Annotated in this window: 14 protein-coding genes; 6 read left to right on the forward strand and 8 right to left on the reverse strand. The window is 35.9% G+C overall.

Annotated elements, in window-relative coordinates:
• The first annotated feature begins 37 nt into the window (after nucleotides 1-37).
• From ACZZZI_RS12995 to ACZZZI_RS13005, 3 genes are all read left to right on the forward strand, one after another.
• Complete coding sequence (locus ACZZZI_RS12995; protein ID WP_463489628.1) at nucleotides 38-1,924, forward strand: S9 family peptidase; 1,887 nt, start codon at nucleotides 38-40, stop codon at nucleotides 1,922-1,924.
• A gap of 3 nt (nucleotides 1,925-1,927) precedes the next feature.
• Nucleotides 1,928-3,601, forward strand: a complete 1,674-nt coding sequence (locus ACZZZI_RS13000; protein WP_316756015.1) for a sensor histidine kinase — start codon at nucleotides 1,928-1,930, stop codon at nucleotides 3,599-3,601.
• Between the two features lie 88 nt (nucleotides 3,602-3,689).
• Nucleotides 3,690-4,379, forward strand: a complete 690-nt coding sequence (locus ACZZZI_RS13005; protein WP_316756017.1) for a response regulator transcription factor — start codon at nucleotides 3,690-3,692, stop codon at nucleotides 4,377-4,379.
• A gap of 93 nt (nucleotides 4,380-4,472) precedes the next feature.
• Here ACZZZI_RS13005 and ACZZZI_RS13010 read toward each other — a convergent pair whose 3' ends face one another.
• From ACZZZI_RS13010 to ACZZZI_RS13025, 4 genes are all read right to left on the reverse strand, one after another.
• Nucleotides 4,473-5,717, reverse strand: a complete 1,245-nt coding sequence (locus ACZZZI_RS13010; RefSeq protein WP_463489629.1) for a metallophosphoesterase — start codon at nucleotides 5,715-5,717, stop codon at nucleotides 4,473-4,475.
• Between the two features lie 90 nt (nucleotides 5,718-5,807).
• Nucleotides 5,808-7,295, reverse strand: coding sequence for a MoxR family ATPase (locus ACZZZI_RS13015; RefSeq protein ID WP_344766744.1), 1,488 nt, complete (start codon nucleotides 7,293-7,295; stop codon nucleotides 5,808-5,810).
• Between the two features lie 157 nt (nucleotides 7,296-7,452).
• A complete protein-coding gene (locus tag ACZZZI_RS13020; protein WP_316756024.1) occupies nucleotides 7,453-8,550 on the reverse strand; it encodes a vWA domain-containing protein in 1,098 nt (365 codons plus the stop codon).
• Nucleotides 8,551-8,831: 281 nt separating this feature from the next.
• Complete coding sequence (locus tag ACZZZI_RS13025) at nucleotides 8,832-9,698, reverse strand: carbohydrate kinase family protein (RefSeq protein WP_316756026.1); 867 nt, start codon at nucleotides 9,696-9,698, stop codon at nucleotides 8,832-8,834.
• 85 nt (nucleotides 9,699-9,783) lie between these two features.
• Here ACZZZI_RS13025 and ACZZZI_RS13030 point away from each other — a divergent pair, with 85 nt between their 5' ends.
• On the forward strand, nucleotides 9,784-10,209 hold the full coding sequence (locus ACZZZI_RS13030; RefSeq protein WP_463489630.1) for a YybH family protein: 426 nt from the start codon (nucleotides 9,784-9,786) through the stop codon (nucleotides 10,207-10,209).
• A gap of 97 nt (nucleotides 10,210-10,306) precedes the next feature.
• Here ACZZZI_RS13030 and ACZZZI_RS13035 read toward each other — a convergent pair whose 3' ends face one another.
• Together ACZZZI_RS13035 and ACZZZI_RS13040 are read right to left on the reverse strand one after the other, a co-directional pair.
• Entirely contained in the window at nucleotides 10,307-10,918 is a 612-nt protein-coding gene (locus ACZZZI_RS13035; protein WP_463489631.1) for a sugar O-acetyltransferase, read from the reverse strand.
• Between the two features lie 169 nt (nucleotides 10,919-11,087).
• A complete protein-coding gene (locus ACZZZI_RS13040) occupies nucleotides 11,088-12,671 on the reverse strand; it encodes a peptide chain release factor 3 (protein ID WP_316756033.1) in 1,584 nt (527 codons plus the stop codon).
• A gap of 780 nt (nucleotides 12,672-13,451) precedes the next feature.
• Between ACZZZI_RS13040 and ACZZZI_RS13045 the strand changes: the two genes are divergently transcribed.
• Together ACZZZI_RS13045 and ACZZZI_RS13050 are read left to right on the forward strand one after the other, a co-directional pair.
• Nucleotides 13,452-15,773, forward strand: coding sequence for a helix-turn-helix domain-containing protein (locus ACZZZI_RS13045; RefSeq protein WP_316756035.1), 2,322 nt, complete (start codon nucleotides 13,452-13,454; stop codon nucleotides 15,771-15,773).
• 236 nt (nucleotides 15,774-16,009) lie between these two features.
• Entirely contained in the window at nucleotides 16,010-16,627 is a 618-nt protein-coding gene (locus ACZZZI_RS13050; protein ID WP_316756037.1) for a SprT-like domain-containing protein, read from the forward strand.
• A gap of 108 nt (nucleotides 16,628-16,735) precedes the next feature.
• On the opposite strand, the gene ade is transcribed toward ACZZZI_RS13050, so the two are convergent.
• On the reverse strand, nucleotides 16,736-18,373 hold the full coding sequence (gene ade / locus ACZZZI_RS13055) for an adenine deaminase (RefSeq protein WP_463489632.1): 1,638 nt from the start codon (nucleotides 18,371-18,373) through the stop codon (nucleotides 16,736-16,738).
• 90 nt (nucleotides 18,374-18,463) lie between these two features.
• On the reverse strand, nucleotides 18,464-20,440 hold the full coding sequence (locus ACZZZI_RS13060; RefSeq protein WP_463489633.1) for an alpha-ketoacid dehydrogenase subunit alpha/beta: 1,977 nt from the start codon (nucleotides 20,438-20,440) through the stop codon (nucleotides 18,464-18,466).
• Nucleotides 20,441-20,455 lie beyond the last annotated feature (15 nt).

Here is a 20,455-nt window from a genome sequence, read left to right on the forward strand (position 1 = left end):
GGTTATTCTATTTTTGTGGTCCGAAAAGGAATTTTTTATGTTGAAGAGATTAATTTTATTGGTTTTAGTAGCTTTTATTTGGGCTTGTAAAGGTTCGGATGATGGTAAGATTATACCCGTAGATAATTTTTTTAGAACACAGGATAAGGCCTACTACCACGTTTCGCCAGATGGAAAATGTTTGTCTTATTTAAAGCTACAAGATAAAAAACTCGATTTATTTGTAGAGGATATTGCAACAGGAAATAGCACTCAGATTACACACTTAACAGAAAAAAGTATTAGCTTTTATTTCTGGACTAGCAACAACGAAATTATTTATTACACAGAAGATGAGTCGAAAGAACGAAAGTCGGATTTGTTTGTTGTTGGAAAAGATGGAAAGAACCAAAAGCAGTTAAGCTCTAACGAAAAAACAAGATTAAGGGTAATCGAAGATCAGTTAATTGATGATAGATACATTATTGTTGCATCGAATAAAAGAGATTCTACAGTTTTTGATGTTTACCGTTTAAATGTTCGTAGCGGTAAAATGGATATTGCAGCAAAAAACCCTGGTAATATTACCGATTGGGTAACCGATAATAAGGGTATTCTTAAAATTGCAGTTGCAAGCGATGGTGTAAATGAAACATTGTTGTATCGTGAAAATGAAAGCCTTCCTTTTAAACCCGTTATTACGAATAGTTTCGAAACCACTTTACAACCTGTTGCTTTTGCCGAAAATGAAGCAGATGTACTTTTTGCCATATCAAATGTAAACCGCGATAAAAATGCACTTGTTGCGCTCGATTTAAAAACTGGGAAAGAAAAACAAGTATTGTTTGGAAATGATACCTTAAATGTGGTTGATGCTAAATATTCGAAGAGTAAAAAGAAAATGATTTTTGTTACCTGCGAATCGTGGAAAAAGGAGAAATACTACCTTGATGACAGCACAAGAGTTAGGTACGCAAAAATTGATGAACTTTTACCTGGTACCGAATGGCGTATTATGGATAAAGATAAAGGCGATAATGCTTTTGTTATTAGAACTTATACCGATAAAAATCCAGGTTCTTACTATCTATACGTTGCCGATCAGAATAAGTTTAAAAAACTTGCCGATATAAATCCTTCTATAAACGAAGCAGATATGAGTGCAATGCAGCCGATAAGTTATAAAAGTAGCGATGGCTTAACCATAAATGGTTATTTAACCTTACCTAAAGATAAAAAACCAACAAATTTGCCGGTTGTTGTTTTGCCACATAATGGTCCTGGTGCAAGAAATACCTGGGGTTATAATGCCGACGTTCAATTTCTGGCTAACCGAGGTTATGCAGTTTTGCAAATTAATTATCGAGGTTCTATAGGTTATGGTAAAGCATTTTACAAAGCTGGATTTAAGCAGTGGAGTGATAAAATTCAGGAAGATGTTAATGATGGTGTTAAATGGTTAATTAAAAAGAAAATTGCCAACCCAAAAAAGGTAGCTATTTATGGAAATGGTTTTGGTGGATTTATAGCACTTAATTGTTTGTATAAAAATAACGATATTTATAGTTGCGGTGGTTCAAATTCTGGTATCATTAATTTATTCAGCTATTTTAAAACTATTCCACCGTTTTTAAAATCGAATTTGCAGATGTACTACGAAATTTTTGGCAACCCTGAAACCGATACGGATTATACTCGTTTCGCTTCGCCTGTTTTTCATGCAGATCGATTTAAAACACCAGTATTTTTTGCTCAAAATCCTAAAGATCCACGTGTTGATGTAACCATTGGAGTTCAATTTATCAAGGAACTAAAAAAACGTGATGTATCTGTAACTTATATCGAGAAAGAAGAAGGACCCAATCCTGTGCTTCGTCAACAAGGTAGAACGGCTTTGTATAAGGCATTAGAAGAGTTTTTAAAAGAAAACCTAGGTAAGAAATAGGTTATGATTTTAGAAAAAAAGAGCGGCTATCGTAAAAATTTCTCGTTAAGCGTAACCTTCATCGTTTTAATTTCGATCCTTTTTATTCTGTCTTTATTTTTAGCTTTTAACTACAGCAAAAAATCTATCGAAAACGAATTCGTTTCGGAAAAAGTTAATGTTTTAGAGCAGAGTATTAAGCCTTACAATGAGTTTTTTCAAAATAAAATGCCTGAAGTATCTTATTACAATGGCTTTTTAGATTCCTCTACGGCTTCTAAGTTTGTTGATACTGTAGTGCTTAAATACCCTTTTATATCGAAAGTTACTTTTTATGATACCGAGGTTAAAAATACACCTGTAAGAGATGGAATTAATGCCAACCATTTAGGTATTGGCCCCAAATATATCTATCAGTTTGGTAAGGGCATTAATCCCGATTCGATAAAATTATATTCTGAAGATAATACTAATTCTTTTGATGTAAGTGATGATTTTAATGCAATGGCTTACAAACTGGCAACATTTGTTGGTCAGTTAGATACTGCAACTGTACCCACCCAAGAAGAACTTTTTACTAATTTCTCGGTTGTAAACTCTAACGATAATAAAATAAGTTATCTAAACATTCCCAGGCGTGAAGATCTGAAAGCTTATAAGCAAATGATGATGCGTAAGCTAAATCCTGCTCCCATATATCAACAGGATATGATGGTTTTTCAATTAGATCCAGGTAAAATCAAAATTATTAATACTCGTCCGTTGTTGTACCAAAGTATTAAGGTAGAACCTATGACTTACGATCCGATAGATACTTCGGATGAAAACATAACAACTGAAATTGCTTTACCAGGTGCTTTTTCTGATTTCAAACTGTACTTTACTTCTTCAAAATCCTATATCAAAAAGGAAATATTTATTTATTTCATGCCTATAGCTTTGGTGCTTCTGTTGGTTTACGGCGTTTTGCTTTTGGTTGCATTTTTAATCTATCGTAATTTAAACATCAACAGTAAAATGTTTAAGCTACAGTACGATTTTGTAAATAATTTAACCCACGAATTTAAAACACCAGTTAGTGTAATTAAAATTGCTGGAAATAACATAAAAAGTGCGACAGCTTTAACCCAGAGAGAGCAGCAATTGTATGGTAAAATTCTGGATGAGGAAGCCGACAAGCTCAATGGATTAATGAATAAATTGTTAGCCTTTACACAAATCGAAAATAAGGCGATCATTCTCAATCAGGATTCGGTTAGCATAGAAGATTTTATTGAAAGTACAATCGAATCGCACACGCTTAAGCATCCCGATTTTGATATTACTTATGAGGTTGTTGGCTTTAAAACCTTTATAACCGATCCTGTTTTACTTGGAAGTTTGTTCGATAACTTGGCCGAAAATGCTTACAAATATTCAAACCCAGGTAGTAAGAGATTAAACATTAGCGCTAAGTTAATTAAAGGTGTACTGGTATTTCGTTTTACCGATAAAGGAATAGGGATTCCGTCATCAGAATTAAATAATATATTTAAAAAGTTTTTTAGAATACAGAACGAATATAACCAAATGGGAAGCGTTGGTTTAGGTTTGGCATTCTGCAAAGAACTGGTTAACTTTATGCAGGGCGAAATTACCGTAAAAAGTAAAGTTGGCTCGGGTACAGAGTTTAAAATTGTGCTGCCATATAATAATTAAAAATTGAATTGAAGTTGGAAAAATCTATGTTAAAGTGTTTAAAGCACTGCAACATTTCAGCCGTTCTTCAACATAAAATAAAACACAAATGTCTAAAGAAGTAAAAATTTTAATTGTAGAAGACGATGAAAACCTTCGCTTTTTAGTAGCACATCGTTTAAAAACTGAAGGGTATAATGTTTTGGAAGCAAACGATGGTGACGCTGGCGAAAGAATGATTATTGCCGACCAACCTGATATTGTTTTGTTAGATTGGATGATGCCAGGAAAACAGGGTGCTGAAGTTTGCGAAAGCGTTCGTAAACAAGGTTTCGAGAATTTAATAATTATGATGACTGCAAAGGCGCAAGATGTTGATAAAATTGATGCTTACAACTTTGGTGCTTCAGATTATATTACTAAACCATTTAATATGGATGTTTTGGTAGCTATGTTAGAAAGCAAAGTGAAGTTCATCGTAAATAAAGATACCGCCGAAATTCATCGTTTTGGTAACATGGAGCATCATCCTAATATCCATACTCTATTTAGAGATGGAAAGAAAATTGAGTTAACCATCTTGGAAAACCGTATTCTTCTTTATTTTTTACGTAATCCAGGAAAAGTAATTAATCGTGATGAATTAATGCTTGTGGTTTGGGGTTATAACTCTGATGTAAATACCAGAACTCTAGATATGCACATTGTTCGTTTGCGCAAAAAGATTGAATTAAATCCTGATAATCCACAATTATTACAAACCGTTAGAGGCGTTGGATATCGCTTTAATGCAGGATAAGATTAATTCTATACTGCCTCTTTCATGCTAAGCTTGTCGAAGAGCTTTTAAAAATAAAAGCATTTCGACAAGCTCAATATGATACTTCTTAAATTAAGCCCTTTTCAGCGTAAATATTGTTATTTCTGGTAAAATACCAACCCTACCTGGATAACCTAAAAAGCCATAGCCAACGTTAACGTAAAGCTGTTGTTTTTGCTCTTGATATAATCCTGCCCATTCTTTATAAATATATTGAACAGGACTCCATTGATATTCTTTTAAACGAACTCCAAATTGCATGCCGTGAGTATGACCACTAAACATTGCATCTATTTGTGGATATTTCTGTAAAACCTCGCCACGCCAGTGTGATGGATCGTGACTAAGTAAAAGCTTAACAGGTAAATCATCCGTATCTTTTACTGCAAGCTCCATTTTACCGTATTTTGGAAAACGACCCATTCCCCAATTTTCGATACCTAAAATACCAATTTCTTCGCCATCTACTTTCAATCTGCGGTTTTCGTTCATTAACAAATCATAACCCATTATCTTATGCACATCGACCATGTCTTTTAGGTTTTTAACCTTAGCAGGTGATGATTCTTTGCCGAAATAATAATCGCCATAATCGTGGTTCCCTAAAGAAGAATATACGCCAAGCGGCGCTTTTACTTTAGCAAAAATATCCTGATAATCTTTCACCTCATTGGTAAGGTTATTTACTAAATCCCCAGTAAAGAAAATGAAATCGGGTTTTTCGCCTAAAAGCATTTCTACACCTCCCTTAACAGCTGTTTTGTTATAAAAACTTCCAGAATGAATGTCAGAAATTTGACCCATAGTAATACCATCAAAAGCTTTAGGTAAATTTGGGAGTATTAAATTTACTCGTCTAACCTGATAATCATAAGCACCTGATATAATGCCCCAGCTTAAAGAAGTTAACGGCACGGCTGCAGCAACCAAGCCTGCCTTAACTAAAAATTCGGAGCGGGAAATGGGCTCTGTTTCTGTTATTTGTTGTGCTTTTAGAGGTTCTTTTTTTCTAAAAATTTTAATAAACAACCTTCTTATGTCATCAATAACTAAGAAAGGCAACATCGCCATTTTACAAGCTACCGTTAAAAAGAAAGCAACCAAAATAATTGCCCTGAGCGTTAAAAAAAGATTAAGGTAAATACCCGCAAAAACACCAACAATCAAAAGAATGCTATACGTCCAATATAATATTCCGAAGATTTTTTTTGTTCTAGGTTTCCAGTTTTTGAATACTGCCATCAAGGCATTGAAGCAATAAATATCAAAAGCAGTAATAAGTATGCAGGCGGCAATAATGAAAGGTAATCTTCCCATTTAGAAGTTTGGTTTAAAATAAAAAAGCTTTAATATTTCCTGCCTTTCGGAAAGAAATATCAAAGCTAATTAAAATGTATAATTTAATTACTATCTGAAATCGTCCTCATCTTCTTCCTCGTCAAATTCGGCATTAAATAAACTGCCAAACATATCAGAGAAACCGAAGCCACCGTTTAAATAATTTTTGCTCAATTGCGAATATTCTGCTAAGCCATGCAGCACAAATTCCATTAAAAGTAACGTTTGGTTTTCGCTTAATTTTGGATGGAATTTTTTAACAGTATCATATAAACTTGGTACCAACATTAATGCTTTTTTGTATTGTGCATTTGTTAGCGAATCCGTTACATCAACATTATTGCCCTCTGTAAACCACTCTGTAATTTCTGTATATGGATTAGCTGTTTTGGTTTTCTTCGCTTTCTCTGGATCTGGGAAATAACGGGCAAACAAGGTTTTTACCGCTTTGCCGATAAGTGTGGTTGCTACATGGGCAGGTCCTTCCAATTCGCCTTCGTAAACCAGTTCGATTTTTCCTGTAATTGCTGGAACAATTCCTGCTAAATCAGATAGGCGAACAAATGTATTTTTCTCGCCAGAAATTAATATTCTGCGTTCTGCAGTGCTGATTAAATTTTCAAAAGCAGAAATAGTTAACCTTGCCGAAACACCCGATTTCTGATCGATATATTCGCTCTTGCGAGCCTCGAAAGCGATTTGCTCAATTAAATCCTTAACTAAACCATCAGCTTCAATATTTTCTTTTTGCTCTTTGGTTAGTTTAGCTTCCTGAAAAGTAATTTTTCTTGAAACTTCGATGCTTTTTGGATAGTGCGTTAAAATCTGACTTTCAATTCTATCTTTCAATGGCGTTACAATACTGCCACGGTTGGTATAATCTTCAGGATTTGCTGTAAACACAAACTGAATATCTAATGGTAAACGCAATTTAAAACCACGAATTTGAATATCTTTTTCTTGCAGCATATTAAACAATGCTACTTGGATACGAGCTTGCAAATCGGGCAATTCGTTAATAACAAAAATGCTGCGGTGTGCACGAGGAATTAGTCCAAAGTGAATTACACGTTCATCGTTATAAGTAAGTTTCAAAGTAGCCGCTTTAATCGGGTCAACATCACCGATTAAATCAGCAACGGTCACATCAGGCGTAGCCAATTTCTCTGTATAACGTTCGCTGCGGTGCAACCAGGCAATTTCGGTTTCATCACCTTTGGTGGCGATTTCATTTTTTGCGTACCAGGAAATAGGATTCAATGGATCATCAAAAATTTCACTCCCAGCAACATAAGGTACATATTCGTCTAGCAAGTTAACCATTAAACGAGCAATACGCGTTTTCGCCTGACCGCGTAACCCTAAAAGTAAAATATTATGGCGTGAAAGGATCGCTGTTTGCAATTCTGGAATTACCGTTTCATCGTAACCAATAATGCCTTCGAACTCGGTTTTTTTATCTCTCAGAACCTTAATCAGATTTTCTCTAAGTTCTTCCTTAACGCTTCTTGATTTATAATTTGTTGCCTTTAACTGGCCTAAAGTTGTGTTTTGCATCTTTTTAAAAAGGGTTTAAGGCATAAGGTTTAGGGTTTAAGGCTCGGCAAGGTGCTATAACTTAATCTCAAATCTCTCCTTGTTAATATTTTTATGTAAACTGTTGCGGGTCATCGTTAATGGTTTGGGTTACACCTTCAGCCCTTTAACTTCAACCTTATTTAACTGTTTTTCTTCTGTTTTTAATGTAATCTTCAAAAATGTATTCGCCTAAACCCGTCAAAGAACTGTAAAATGCTCTTCCGCCATTTATTTCGGTAAACTGACGAACAAATTGCTGTAAATAAGGGTCTTTAGCAATCATGAAAGTGGTAATTGGAATTTTCAAGCGTTTGCACTGAGCAGCCATATTTAAGGTTTTATTAATCACCTTTCTATCCAAGCCCATACTATTTTTATAATATTTTCCATTCTCTTTCAAACAGGTTGGTTTCCCATCTGTAATCATAAAAATTTGCTTATTGTGCGTTTTACGCCTGCGAAGTAAATCCGTAGCCAATTCTAACCCTGCAAAAGTATTAGTATGGTAGGGGCCAACTTGCAAATAAGGTAAATCTTTAACCGAAATCGGCCAGGCATCATTTCCAAAAACAACAATATCTAAAGTATCTTTCGGGTATTTTGTTTTAATCAATTCGGCTAAGGCCATTGCCACCTTTTTTGCAGGTGTAATTCGATCTTCACCATACAAAATCATCGAGTGCGAAATGTCAATCATTAGTACGGTAGAAGTTAAGGTTTTAAAATCCTTTTCCTCTACTTCTAAATCCCGATCGGTTAATGTGAAATCGCCAATACCATGGTTAATTTGCGCATTTTGAATCGAGGCAGTCATATCAATCTGGTCTAAACTATCACCAAAATTATATTCCCGCCTGTCCGCATTTTTCTCCTCACCAATGCCGCTTTGGTTGCTATTGTGATTGCCACGACCCGATTTTTTTAGTTTCCCAAAAATTTCTTCCAAGGCCGATTTACGAATCGTTTGCTCGGTTTTGGCTGTAATTTTAAATTCTCCAGATTGATTGTCTTCTGTGAGGTAACCCTTATCTTTCAATTCATCGATAAAATTACCAATACCGTAATCATTGTTGGTTAACTTGTATTGCTTGTCGAGCTCGTTTAACCAACTTAATGCCTCTGCTGCATCACCAGCTGTATAATTTAGCAATTCGCTAAATAATTTCAGCAACTCATCGAACCCACCTTTTGGCGTATCGCCAGGCTTGTAATCAGAAAAACGAAAACCTCTCATGTGCTTGTATTAACGATTTATCGAAGATAAAAGTTTCGATTTGCATTAATTTAAGCAGGGTGTCATATTTGGGCGAAGTTTAAAGCCAAAAAATAAGGCAAAACTGAAAACTACATATAAAAAATTAAAATGATTTGGGCGTTCCCCAAGCTACGCAAGGGTCGGGCTTTTCAGGGCTTCGCTTCGGTGCGGTACCAATAAAAAATTGGTACTGAACCCTTACAATCCCTAACGCAAAACTCAATTAATTAAATTTAGTGGGCTAGGGTTAAAAATATCAGTTAATCGAAAATCTCATCTCCATAATTTGGGTTTGCCCCAAACTGCGAAGCAACAAAAGAACCAACTTTACAAGCTCGATCTAAAATCGTATCCATTGGGTAGCCAATTAAATAGCTAGAAATAAAGGTTGCTAAAAAAGAATCGCCCGCTCCAACCGTATCTGCAACTTTTACAGGGTAGCCTTTATGATGATATAATTTGTCATCATGCAATACACAAGCCCCGTTTTCGCCCATAGTAAGGCAAATAATTTTTATGTTAAATAAGTGGCTTAGTTGTTTTAATAATTGCTCGTCGGTATTTCCTGTTAATGCCAGTTCATCTTTCAGGTAAATAATTTCATGCTCGTTTACTTTTAAAACGTCTGCTTCATTTAATAAGTCCTTTAAGGTATTAATCGTATAAAAGGGCTCACGCAGGTTGATGTCGAAAACTTTCAGCTTTGCGTTATTAAGTAAACTTAAAACTGTATTTCTACTCTTTTCGTTTCTACACGTTAAACTACAATACACAAAAGCATCCGATTTTTTCACGGTCTCAATGGCCTCATCAGAAAGTTCAATTGCATCCCAGGCAACGGGTTCTATAATTGAGTAAGTGGCCTGGTGCGTTTCATCCAGTTTAACTTCTACAGTGCTTGTTGGTAAGTCGGCAACCTGTATTAAATTGGAGCTGAAATTCTGATCATATAAAAAACTAATTAACTCTTTACCCAATTCATCGTGACCAACAGCACTAATAAATTTGCTGTTTATACCTTGTTTATGAAGATGTAAGGCTACATTCATAGATGAACCGCCAGCTTTCTTTCCCTCTGGAAAAACATCCCACAAAATTTCGCCGATTGAAGTTACTGTTTTTTGCATTTTGATGATTTAAGCCTGTAAAGAAACAAATTTATGTAGCTTTTAAATAAAATAAAACGCATTTTTATTTTCTAAATCTATTGATATGAAAATAAAGCTGATTCTATTATTCTTATTGTCTACCTTCTTTGCTCAGGCACAAACGCCTAAAGATAAACAAGCCATTTTGGATGTTTTAGAAACGCAAAGGAAAGCATGGAACAAAGGTGATTTAGTTGCCTTTATGGATGGTTACTTAAAATCAGACAGCTTATTATTTGTTGGAAAAAGTGGTACGACTTATGGCTGGCAAAAAACTTTAGATAATTATAAGAAAAACTATTCAGGCAGTTCAGGAATGGGTTTTTTAACTTTTGGAATTAAAAAAGTTGATTTCTTAGGTAAAGATGTTGCTTTTGTATTGGGAAGCTGGCATTTAAAACGTGAAAAGGATGAACCTCAAGGTTATTTCACGTTGTTATTTAAGAAACTAAAAGGAGAGTGGAAAGTAGTGGTTGACCATAGTAGTTAAACGGATTAGAAGCCGTTTCTAAATGTAAAATCATTTAAGCTTGTCGAAAGCAAGAATATAAGTCTTTCGACAAGCTCAAGATGTTTTTAGCAAGATATTATTGCTCTAATTTAATGTCTTTGTAGTAAAAGTCTTTATCCTCATCAGTTAACTGACGAATTACTCTACAAGGGTTTCCTGCAGCAAAAACATTATCTGGAATGTCTCTCGTAACTATACTTCCAGAACCAATTACTACATTCGAGCCAATTTTTACACCTGGATTTATTACTACATTTCCACCAATCCAAACGCTGTTTCCAATACTAATTTCTTGCGCCCATTCGTATTCCTGATCGCGAAGATATGCGTGTATTGGATGTCCAGCAGTATAAATTGCCACATTTGGTGCAATAAAAACATTGTTGCCAATACCCACCTTAGCACAATCTAAAATTACGAGGTTAAAATTTGCATAAAAGTTATCGCCAATTTCGATGTTATAGCCATAATCGCAACGAAAAGGTGGCTCCAGGTAAAACATCTTTTCAGTTTTACCAAAGAGTTTTTTTATTAACTCTTTGCGTTGTTTTATAAATTTTGGAGCAAGATTATTAAACTCGAAAACTATTTCTCGTGCTTTTAATCTTTCTTTTGATAACTCTGCTTCTCCAGCTTGGTAGGCTTTGCCTGCAAGCATTTTTTGTTTTTCAGTTAGTATTGTACTCATTGATATCGTTATTAGGCTCAAAATTTAAAGTTAATAATTGTATGCAAACAACAAATTTATTTCGTTACACATCTTTGATTCTACCAAGACTATCAAAATAGATGCGTAAAAAAACCTTACAAGCTTTAAATCCTGTAAGGTTTTCAGTTTATTAAAATCTATAGAATAATTAACTCTTAAACTCGCTTGTTTTATGAAAATCGATATCAGGGTAATCCTGTTTGGTTAAATTAATCATATAATCACTATCCGATAAGTAAACTGGATTCGCTTCCTTATCGAAACCAATATGCTGTTGTTTACGTTTAACAAATTCATCTAATTTTTTTCTATCAGATGATGTTACCCAACTCGAACGGGTGTAACTTAATGTACGGAAACGACATTTTGCGCCATATTCGTGCTCCAAACGGAAGTTAATAACCTCAAACTGAAGCTCACCAACAGCACCAATTACTTTTCTGTTTCCAGGCTGCATAACAAATAATTGTGCCACACCTTCATCAGTTAATTGTTCAATACCTTTTTCCAATTGCTTGGTTCGCATTGGGTCCATGTTTTCTACTTCTTTAAAAATAGATGGAGAAAAACTTGGGATTCCTTTAAACTGCAATTTTTCACCTTCTGTCAAAGTATCGCCGATTTTAAAGTTACCGCTGTCATATAAACCAACCACATCGCCTGGCCAGGCTTCTTCTACAATACTTTTCTCATTGGCCATGAAATCCATCGGGTTTGAGAATTTTAATTTCTTATCCTGACGGGTGTGATAATAGAATTTATTACGCTCAAATTTGCCTGAACAAATACGTAAGAAAGCAATCCGATCGCGGTGTTTTGGATCTAAATTGGCATGGATTTTAAACACAAAACCACTGAAATTTTTCTCTTCAACCAGCACATCACGCTCTTCTGCTTCACGGTGGCGCGGACTTGGTGCGATATCAATAAATGTATCTAAAAGCTCCTTTATTCCGAAGTTGTTAATGGCACTACCAAAGAAAACTGGCGCAACCAAACCCTCAGTATATAAATCTTTATCGATTTTGCCGTAAATACCGTCAACCAATTCAACATCATCTTTCAATGTGTTAATTTCGTTTTCTTTAAGGTAATTTAATAACGTTGGATCGTTCAAATCATTTGCCGCCACAACCGAATCGGTTACTTTGGTTTTATCAGAATTAAATAAATTTAAGTGTTTGTTATAAATGCTGTAAACACCTTTAAAGGTATGTCCCTGTCCAATTGGCCAAGAAAGCGGGCACAAACTGATGTTAAGTTTTTCCTCAATTTCATCCAATAAATCGTACGCTTCTTTACCTTCACGATCCATCTTATTTACAAAAATAATTACAGGCGTGTTACGCATACGGCAAACGGACATTAATTTTTCGGTTTGCTCTTCCACACCTTTTACGCAGTCTACCACCAAAATCACGCTATCCACTGCCGATAAAGTACGGTAGGTATCTTCCGCAAAATCCTTGTGACCAGGGGTATCCAAAATGTTAATTCGCTTGCCGCTATACTCAAAACCCATAACCGAGGTTGCAACCGAGATACCACGTTGTTTCTCAATTTCCATAAAATCGGAAGTATTGCTTTGGTTCGCTTTGTTACGTTTTACCGCACCAGCCGTATTAATTGCACCACCAAAAAGCAGAAATTTTTCTGTCAAAGTGGTTTTACCCGCATCGGGGTGACTAATAATGGCAAAGGTTTTACGTTTTTCTATTTCAGGGTTAAGCATAATAAAATTTTGGGTAAAAAATGGCGATGAAACCTGGTTAAAGGAATTTAACTGCGATTAGATTTGAATAATTTTGTTTCATCAGGCTGCAAAGATAAGAATTTTGACGAACTGTTTTTATCACTTAACTGTTTAATTGAAAACCAAATGGCTAATTAGTTTTTGAAAAGCAGTAGCTGTAGTTCTTCGGTTCGGGTTGGCCCCGCCATACATTCCAATCTTTTTTAAATTTCTGTTGTTCTCACCATTCCATCATTGGGAGGACGAACGAAGTAGCAATCTTTTTCGTTAGCACCAAAAAAGTATTCCATTACTGTGGCGTTTATGAAACTTCTTTAACGGTTTTGGGTATAGTTTAACCACCCCTTGCCCCTCCTAAATTGGGAGGGGAGTAGTAAGAATGATGGCGAATTTCTGCAATAATCGATTTCTGTGGGTTAAACCCAAACCGCAATTAATTGCAACTATTATAATATCATAATTTAAGCTCAAATGTTGTCACTCTGAGCGTAGTCGATGACCAATTCTATGGTCGAAAACAAATAATAATCTGTCTTTCGACTACGTTTAGGATGATATTTATGGTTTACAATCCAAAGCTCAACAAACTTTGTTAATAAACTTGATGGCAGCGAGCACGGAGTGTAACGGAGTAAAGCGAACAGCAGGACGGTTTTTCCCGATAAAAAACTGAGCATTCATTTTCAAAAGAAAATATACAGGTTAAAACCGTATTTGTTTGCCGAAATTCTATAAATCATACCTATTTTTGTGCTAAAATTGTTAGCTTTAATTATCCCTCCGAAAATAGAGCAAACCGAAATCTTATTGCCAATGCCAGAATTAGAAGAAACTTCTATGGCCGCAGAAATAGCGGCAAAATTTGTTAACTATACCTCGAAACATGTTTTTTTAACAGGAAAAGCTGGAACGGGTAAAACTACTTTTTTGCGCAAATTGATTCAGCTTACGCACAAAAAAGCAATGATTTGTGCACCTACAGGTATTGCTGCAATTAATGCTTCGGGTGTAACTATTCATTCGCTTTTTCAATTACCTTTTGGTGCGTTTTTTCCTGATGCAGCAGCGAATATCATCAACCAAAACATCACTTTTAATTTCAATACGCCACGCACAATCGTAAAGCATCTGAATATGCAAGGCAATAAAAGGCGCATGATTCAAGAGCTTGAATTGCTGGTTATTGATGAAGTGAGTATGCTCCGAGCCGATATGCTTGATGCGATTGATTTCTCCTTGCGTTACATCCGAAGAAATAGAAATGTGCCTTTTGGCGGAGTGCAGATGCTTTTTATTGGCGATTTGCACCAGTTACCTCCTGTTGTAAAAAACGATGAATGGCGGGTTATGGCAGGTTTTTACAAGAGCATTTATTTCTTCGATGCTTTAGCGTTACAAAATAATCCACCGATTTATATTGAGTTGGATAAAATTTACCGTCAAGATGATTCTGTTTTTATCGATTTATTAAATAATCTCAGAAATAATCAAATTACCGCAGATGATACGACTTTGCTTCGCCAACATTTTAAGCAAGATTTCAAACCTGCCGCCGATGAAAATTACATCACTTTAACAACGCATAATAATAAAGCTGATACTATAAATCGTGAACGATTAACACAGCTTAAAACTAAATCTTACTTCTTTGATGCCAAGGTTACTGGAGAATTTAGTGAGCATTCGTTTCCAAACGATAAAAGTTTAGAACTGAAAGTGGGTGCACAAATTATGTTTATTAAAAATGATATGACTGCTGAAAAACGCTATTATAATGGTAAAATTGGCGTTGTTCATCATATTGAAAAGGATATTGTAGAAATTGAATTACCAGATGATAAGGTGGTTATCCAAATTTCACCTTACACATGGGAAAACGTAAAGTATAAATTAAATGAGGCAACAAACGAAATTTCGGAAAATGTTGCTGGTTCATTTGTTCAGTATCCTATAAAATTAGCCTGGGCAATTACGGTTCATAAAAGTCAGGGCTTAACGTTTGATAAAGCAATTATTGATATTGGCGATGCTTTCGCTCCAGGACAGGCGTATGTTGCGCTTTCGCGTTTACGCTCTTTAAAGGGGCTGGTTTTGACTTCGCACTTGCGTGAAACTGGTTTGCAGCAAGACCCGAATATTCATTATTTTTCGAGTACCAAACAACCATCTGATGTACTTAATCAGCAGATTAGCGCGGAGAGTTATGATTTTATCAGAACTTATTTACTAGCAGCTTTCGACTTAAACTTGGTTCGTTATTACATTAAAGAACACGTTCAAACTTTTGATAAAGGGGAAAAATCGACCAAACAACATTACGATGATTGGACAATGGAACTTTACCGCGATTTTCAGAAACTTTCGGCAACGGCTGACAGTTTTATCAATCAGCTTAAAAACTTATTTTCCACACAAACCGAACATACTTTATTTAATGTTTCGAAACGAGTGGCAGCGGCTTTAAAATATTTTAATCCCTTAGTTAAAGAGGTTTCTGAAAAGCTTTTGGCGCATATTGAAGCGGTAAAGGATGAAAAAGGAATTAAAACTTATTTAACCGAACTACTTGAATTGGAAATTTTGGTTTACGAGCAATTGAAGAAAATGCACAAAAGTAAGGCACTATTGCAAGCTATGATTGATGGTAAGGAGTTTAGTAAAGCCGATACAGATGCCTTGTTAAATGCTGCCGAGCGTGATAAACAATTGCAAAAAGCAATTCAATTAAAAGGACAGGTTTTGAAAGTGAAATCTGCGGCTGAAAAGAAGAAAAAAGAGCCAAAAGTAGATACTAAACTGGTAAGTTTTGAACTTTACGAGCAAGGAAAAACTTTGGAAGAAATTGCAAAAGAACGTGGTTTTTCTATCGGCACCATTGAGGGGCATTTGGCTTATTATGTTTCAACGCAACAAATTGATGTGGCTAAACTGGTTAAACCAAATAAAATCAGAAATATAAGTGATGCGGTGGAAAGCCAGAAAACAAAATCGATGGCTACAATTCGCGATTTTTTAGGTAAGGATTATTCTTTTGGAGAGATTAAGCTGGTGTTGGCATCGCTGTTTCCATCGGAGGAATAGGGATCAGTTTTAACACAGAGCACACAAAGTTTATGAGAGAAGATTTGTTATAAAGAACAATTATTGGACTTGCAATAAATGTTCATTCAGGTTTGATCTATTGATGAATTTTAATGTCTTGAAATTAAAAGATGGAATCAAGCAAGTACTAAATGGCTATTAACAAATCTCGGTGTAATCTGTGAAAACTTAGTGCCCTCTGTGGTTAAATTAATAAAAACAATTATCTTAGCATTGTGGAGAAAGTTAACCTTTTAGCGCAATACATGCCTGCTGAGGCAGCGCCGCTAATTGCAAAGTGGATAGATTATTTTCAGTGCGAATTCAAAATCGCTAAAACCCGTTCTACCAAACTGGGCGATTATCGCCATCCCTACCGCGATAAAGGCCACCGAATTTCGGTAAATTTCAATTTAAATCACTATGCTTTTCTTGTTACAACCGTACATGAATTTGCACACCTTTTAACCTGGAACGATTTCAAAAATAAAGTAAAACCACACGGCGGAGAATGGAAGAAAAACTTCCAACGGATGATGGTTCCATTTTTTGAAATGAATATTTTTCCTGATGATATTCATAAAGCCATTGACAATTACATGTCTAATCCAGCAGCATCAAGCTGCTCAGATTTGAGTTTATCAAGAGCGTTAAAAAAATATGATTCCAATCAACTTGAAACCTTACATTTAGAGCAACTACCGCTTAATACGATTTTCAAAATTAAAGATGGTCGCCGTTTTACTAAAGGCGAACGCATTAGAAAGCGTTATCGTTGTGTTTGTTTGGATGATAAAAGAATATATCTTTTTAATCCTCTGGCAGAGGTATTTGTGCTGGAGTACGTTAAATAATTGATATTTACGGTCGTCATTGCGAGGCACGAAGCGATCCTATAACGGCCACAATATAGCGCCCCAAAGCTTAATATTACTTCGTGCCCCGCACTGACGAAAAATTGATTATACAAACTCAAATTTGTCGCCATCAAATAAACCTTTATCGCTCAATTTTAAATGCGGAATAACCAGCAAAGCCATAAAAGAAAGTGTCATAAAAGGAGCGACCAAAGTTGAACCTAAATCTTTCGCAAACTGATCAATTGAAGTATAACGTTGTGCAACTTCATAGCCGTTATGATTACTCATTAAACCAGCAACAGGCAAAGCCAACACTTCTTCCTTTCCATTGCCAACAGCCACTACACCTCCAGTTTCTTTGATGACTAAATTAACGGCTTCGCAAATGCTTAGATCATCCACACCTACTGCAATAATGTTATGACTATCATGAGCAACACTAGATGCAATTGCTCCATGTTTCATTCCGAAATTTTTAACGAATGAAATGGCAATCGGCGCTTCGTGGTACCGATTAACAACAACCATTTTCAGCACATCGTTTTCTAAATCACTAATGATGTTTCCGTTTGAAACTTTTGGCTTAGCAGTGAGCTTATTGGTAATTAACTGTCCGTCCAAAGCTTCAATTACTGGTATTTCATCTTGTTTTTGATATGGGTAAATAAAGTCTTCTACTTTTTTCAAACTGCAATCGAAATGATTTACAGATTCTTTATCCTTGTTATGTTTTACCCAATCGCCAACAGTGTTGCCATTTTCAGAAAGTAAAACGCCATCTATGTAGGTTTGCTTTATTTTGAAGTTTACCAAATCTTCAGCGACAATAAAATCGGCATAATCGCCAATTTGTAATGCGCCAACATCTAATTTATAATGAAGAATAGGATTGATGCAAGCCGCTTGTAAAACGTTAAAAATATCGATGCCTTTGGCAACAGCTCTTGCACAAAGTACGTTTATGTGATTTTCAACCAAGCTATCTGGATGTTTATCGTCACTGCAAAACATCATCATTTCTGGCCAATCATTTAGCAAATCAACTAATGCTTCAAAATTTTTGGCGGCACTTCCTTCACGAATCAGAATTTTCATGCCGCGTTGAAGTTTATCTAAAGCTTCTTCGGCAGTAAAACACTCGTGGTCGGTGGAAATCCCTGCATCGATGTATTGTTGTACCGCATCGCCACGTAAGCCTGGTGCATGCCCATCAACGGGTTTGCCCAATTCATGCGCAGCAGCAATCTTTTTTAAAACTTCTTCATCTTTATAAAGCACACCAGGGAAATTCATCATTTCACTCAGGTATTTTATTTCTGGGCGTTCTAAAAGTGATCTAACATCATTGTGATTTAGTTCGGCACCAGCAGTTTCAAAAATAGTAGCAGGAACACAACTTGGCGCACCAAAATTGAATTTAAATGGAACGGTATTGCCATTTTCAATCATAAATTCAACGCCTTCCATGCCACAAACATTAGCAATTTCATGCGGATCGCTAATGGTAGCAACCGTTCCATGCACAACCGCCAACCTCGCAAATTCGCTCGGAATAAGCATGCTACTTTCTATGTGAACATGACTGTCAATAAATCCTGGGAGGATAAAATGAGTTTTATCTTTTATTTCTGAAATTTTATTAATGGATTTAATTTTCCCATCCTCTATCTCAACTTCGCCAAAGAAAATATTTCGCTTTGTGGTATCTACTATGTTTCCCTGGATTTTAAAATTGCTCATTGCTATGTATGAATTAGCCACGGAAACACGGATTGACACGGAATCGAAATTATAACTTCTGTGATTTCTGTGTTTCCGTGGCAAAATAATTTAATATTTTAATAATTTTTCTATCGTTTCTGTCAATCTTGCCTTGGCCAAAAACTCATCTTCTAGTGCTTTATTCATTGGAATTGCAGTATCCAAACTGGCGCAACGCAATACGGGTGCGTCCAAATATTGGAAACAATGTTCGCCAATCCACGCAGAAATTTCTGCACCAAAGCCGTTGGTCAGTGTGTCTTCATGTAAGATTAAAACTCTCCCAGTAGATTTTACTGCATCGCGAACAGTTTCCTTATCCCAAGGTTGTAAAGTTCTTAAATCAATTAGTGTTGCATCACTTTCAGGATTGTTTTTCAGGTAATCCAATGCCCAATGAACGCCTAAACCATAAGTGATAATAGCAAATTTACCACCTGTTTTCAGTGTAACAGCCTTGCCAATTTTAGTGGTGTAATAACCATCAGGAATTGGCGAAGTTAAACTTCTGTATAAATATTTATGCTCAAAATATAAAACAGGATTTGGGTCTTCAATTGCGGCAAGCAGCAAGCCTTTTGCATCCTCAGGAAAAGCTGGATAAACAACTTTCAAACCTGGTGTTTTCGTAAACCAAGCCTCATTACTTTGCGAATGGAAAGGACCTGCGCCACTTCCCACACCTGTAGGCATACGAACCACAACATCGGCTTTTTCGCCCCAACGGTAGTGAGTTTTAGCTAAATTATTTACAATCTGATTAAAACCAACGGTAACAAAATCGGCAAATTGCATTTCTACAACGGCTTTATATCCATTTATTGATAAGCCCAAACCTGCGCCAACAATTGCCGATTCGCAAATTGGTGTGTTACGAACCCGGCCTTTGCCATACTTGGCAGTAAAACCATCAGTAATTTTAAATGCGCCACCATAATCAGCAATATCCTGTCCCATTAAAACCAGATTTGGATATTTCTGCATTGCTAAATCTAACGCATCTGTTATCGCGTCTAAATATCTCTTTTCTGTTTGAGATTGATTTGGATCAATTACTGTTTGTTCATAAGGGAAGTACATATCGCTTTCCTCTAGTGCTGAACTTACCTCTGGTTCGGGTTCATCAAATGCTTCCTCAACTTCCAGTTCAATGTTTTTTTTGATTCCCGCTCTAATATCTATGATTGAATCAGCTGTTAAAATCCCCTCTTCAATTAGATAAGTTTCATAATTGCGCAATGGATCTTTCTTTTCCCATTCATCAAATAATTCTTGAGGAACATATTTTGTGCCCGATGCTTCTTCATGCCCACGCATTCTAAACGTCAGGCATTCCAGTAAAATTGGGCGTGGGTCTCTGCGAATTTCACTTGCCAGTTGATTGATCGTATCGTAAACTTCCAGAATATTATTACCATCAATTTGCCTACCTTCTATACCATAACCTATAGCTTTATCTACTAAATTTTTGCATCTAAACTGCTCTGATTTTGGTGTTGATAACCCATAACCATTATTTTCAATAAGAAAAATCACAGGTAAATTCCAAACTGCCGCAACATTAACTGCCTCATGGAAATCGCCCTCGCTGGTAGCACCTTCGCCCGTGTAAACCAGTGTTGCTTTTTGTTTCCCAGCCAAAAGATCTGCCAATGCAATACCGTCTGCTAATGCCATCTGTGGACCGAGATGAGAAATCATCCCAATAATTCTATAATCTTGCGTACCAAAATGAAATGAGCGGTCGCGGCCTTTGGTAAAACCTGTTGCTTTACCCTGCCATTGTGCCATTAATTTTTTTAGCGGAATATCTCTGGTTGTGAAAACGCCCAAATTGCGATGCATGGGTAATATATATTCATCGCTTTGCATAGCTAATGTAGAACCAACGGCAATGGCTTCTTGTCCAATACCCGAAAACCATTTGCCAATTCTGCCCTGTCGTAAAAGTTTAAGCATTTTATCCTCAATCATTCGAGGGTAAAGCAATCTTTTATATAAATTTAGGAGGAATGAGTCGTCTTTGTTGCCGCGGTTAAATTGCATATTTGGTTTTTATTT

Source organism: Pedobacter sp. AC190 (assembly GCF_979258025.1).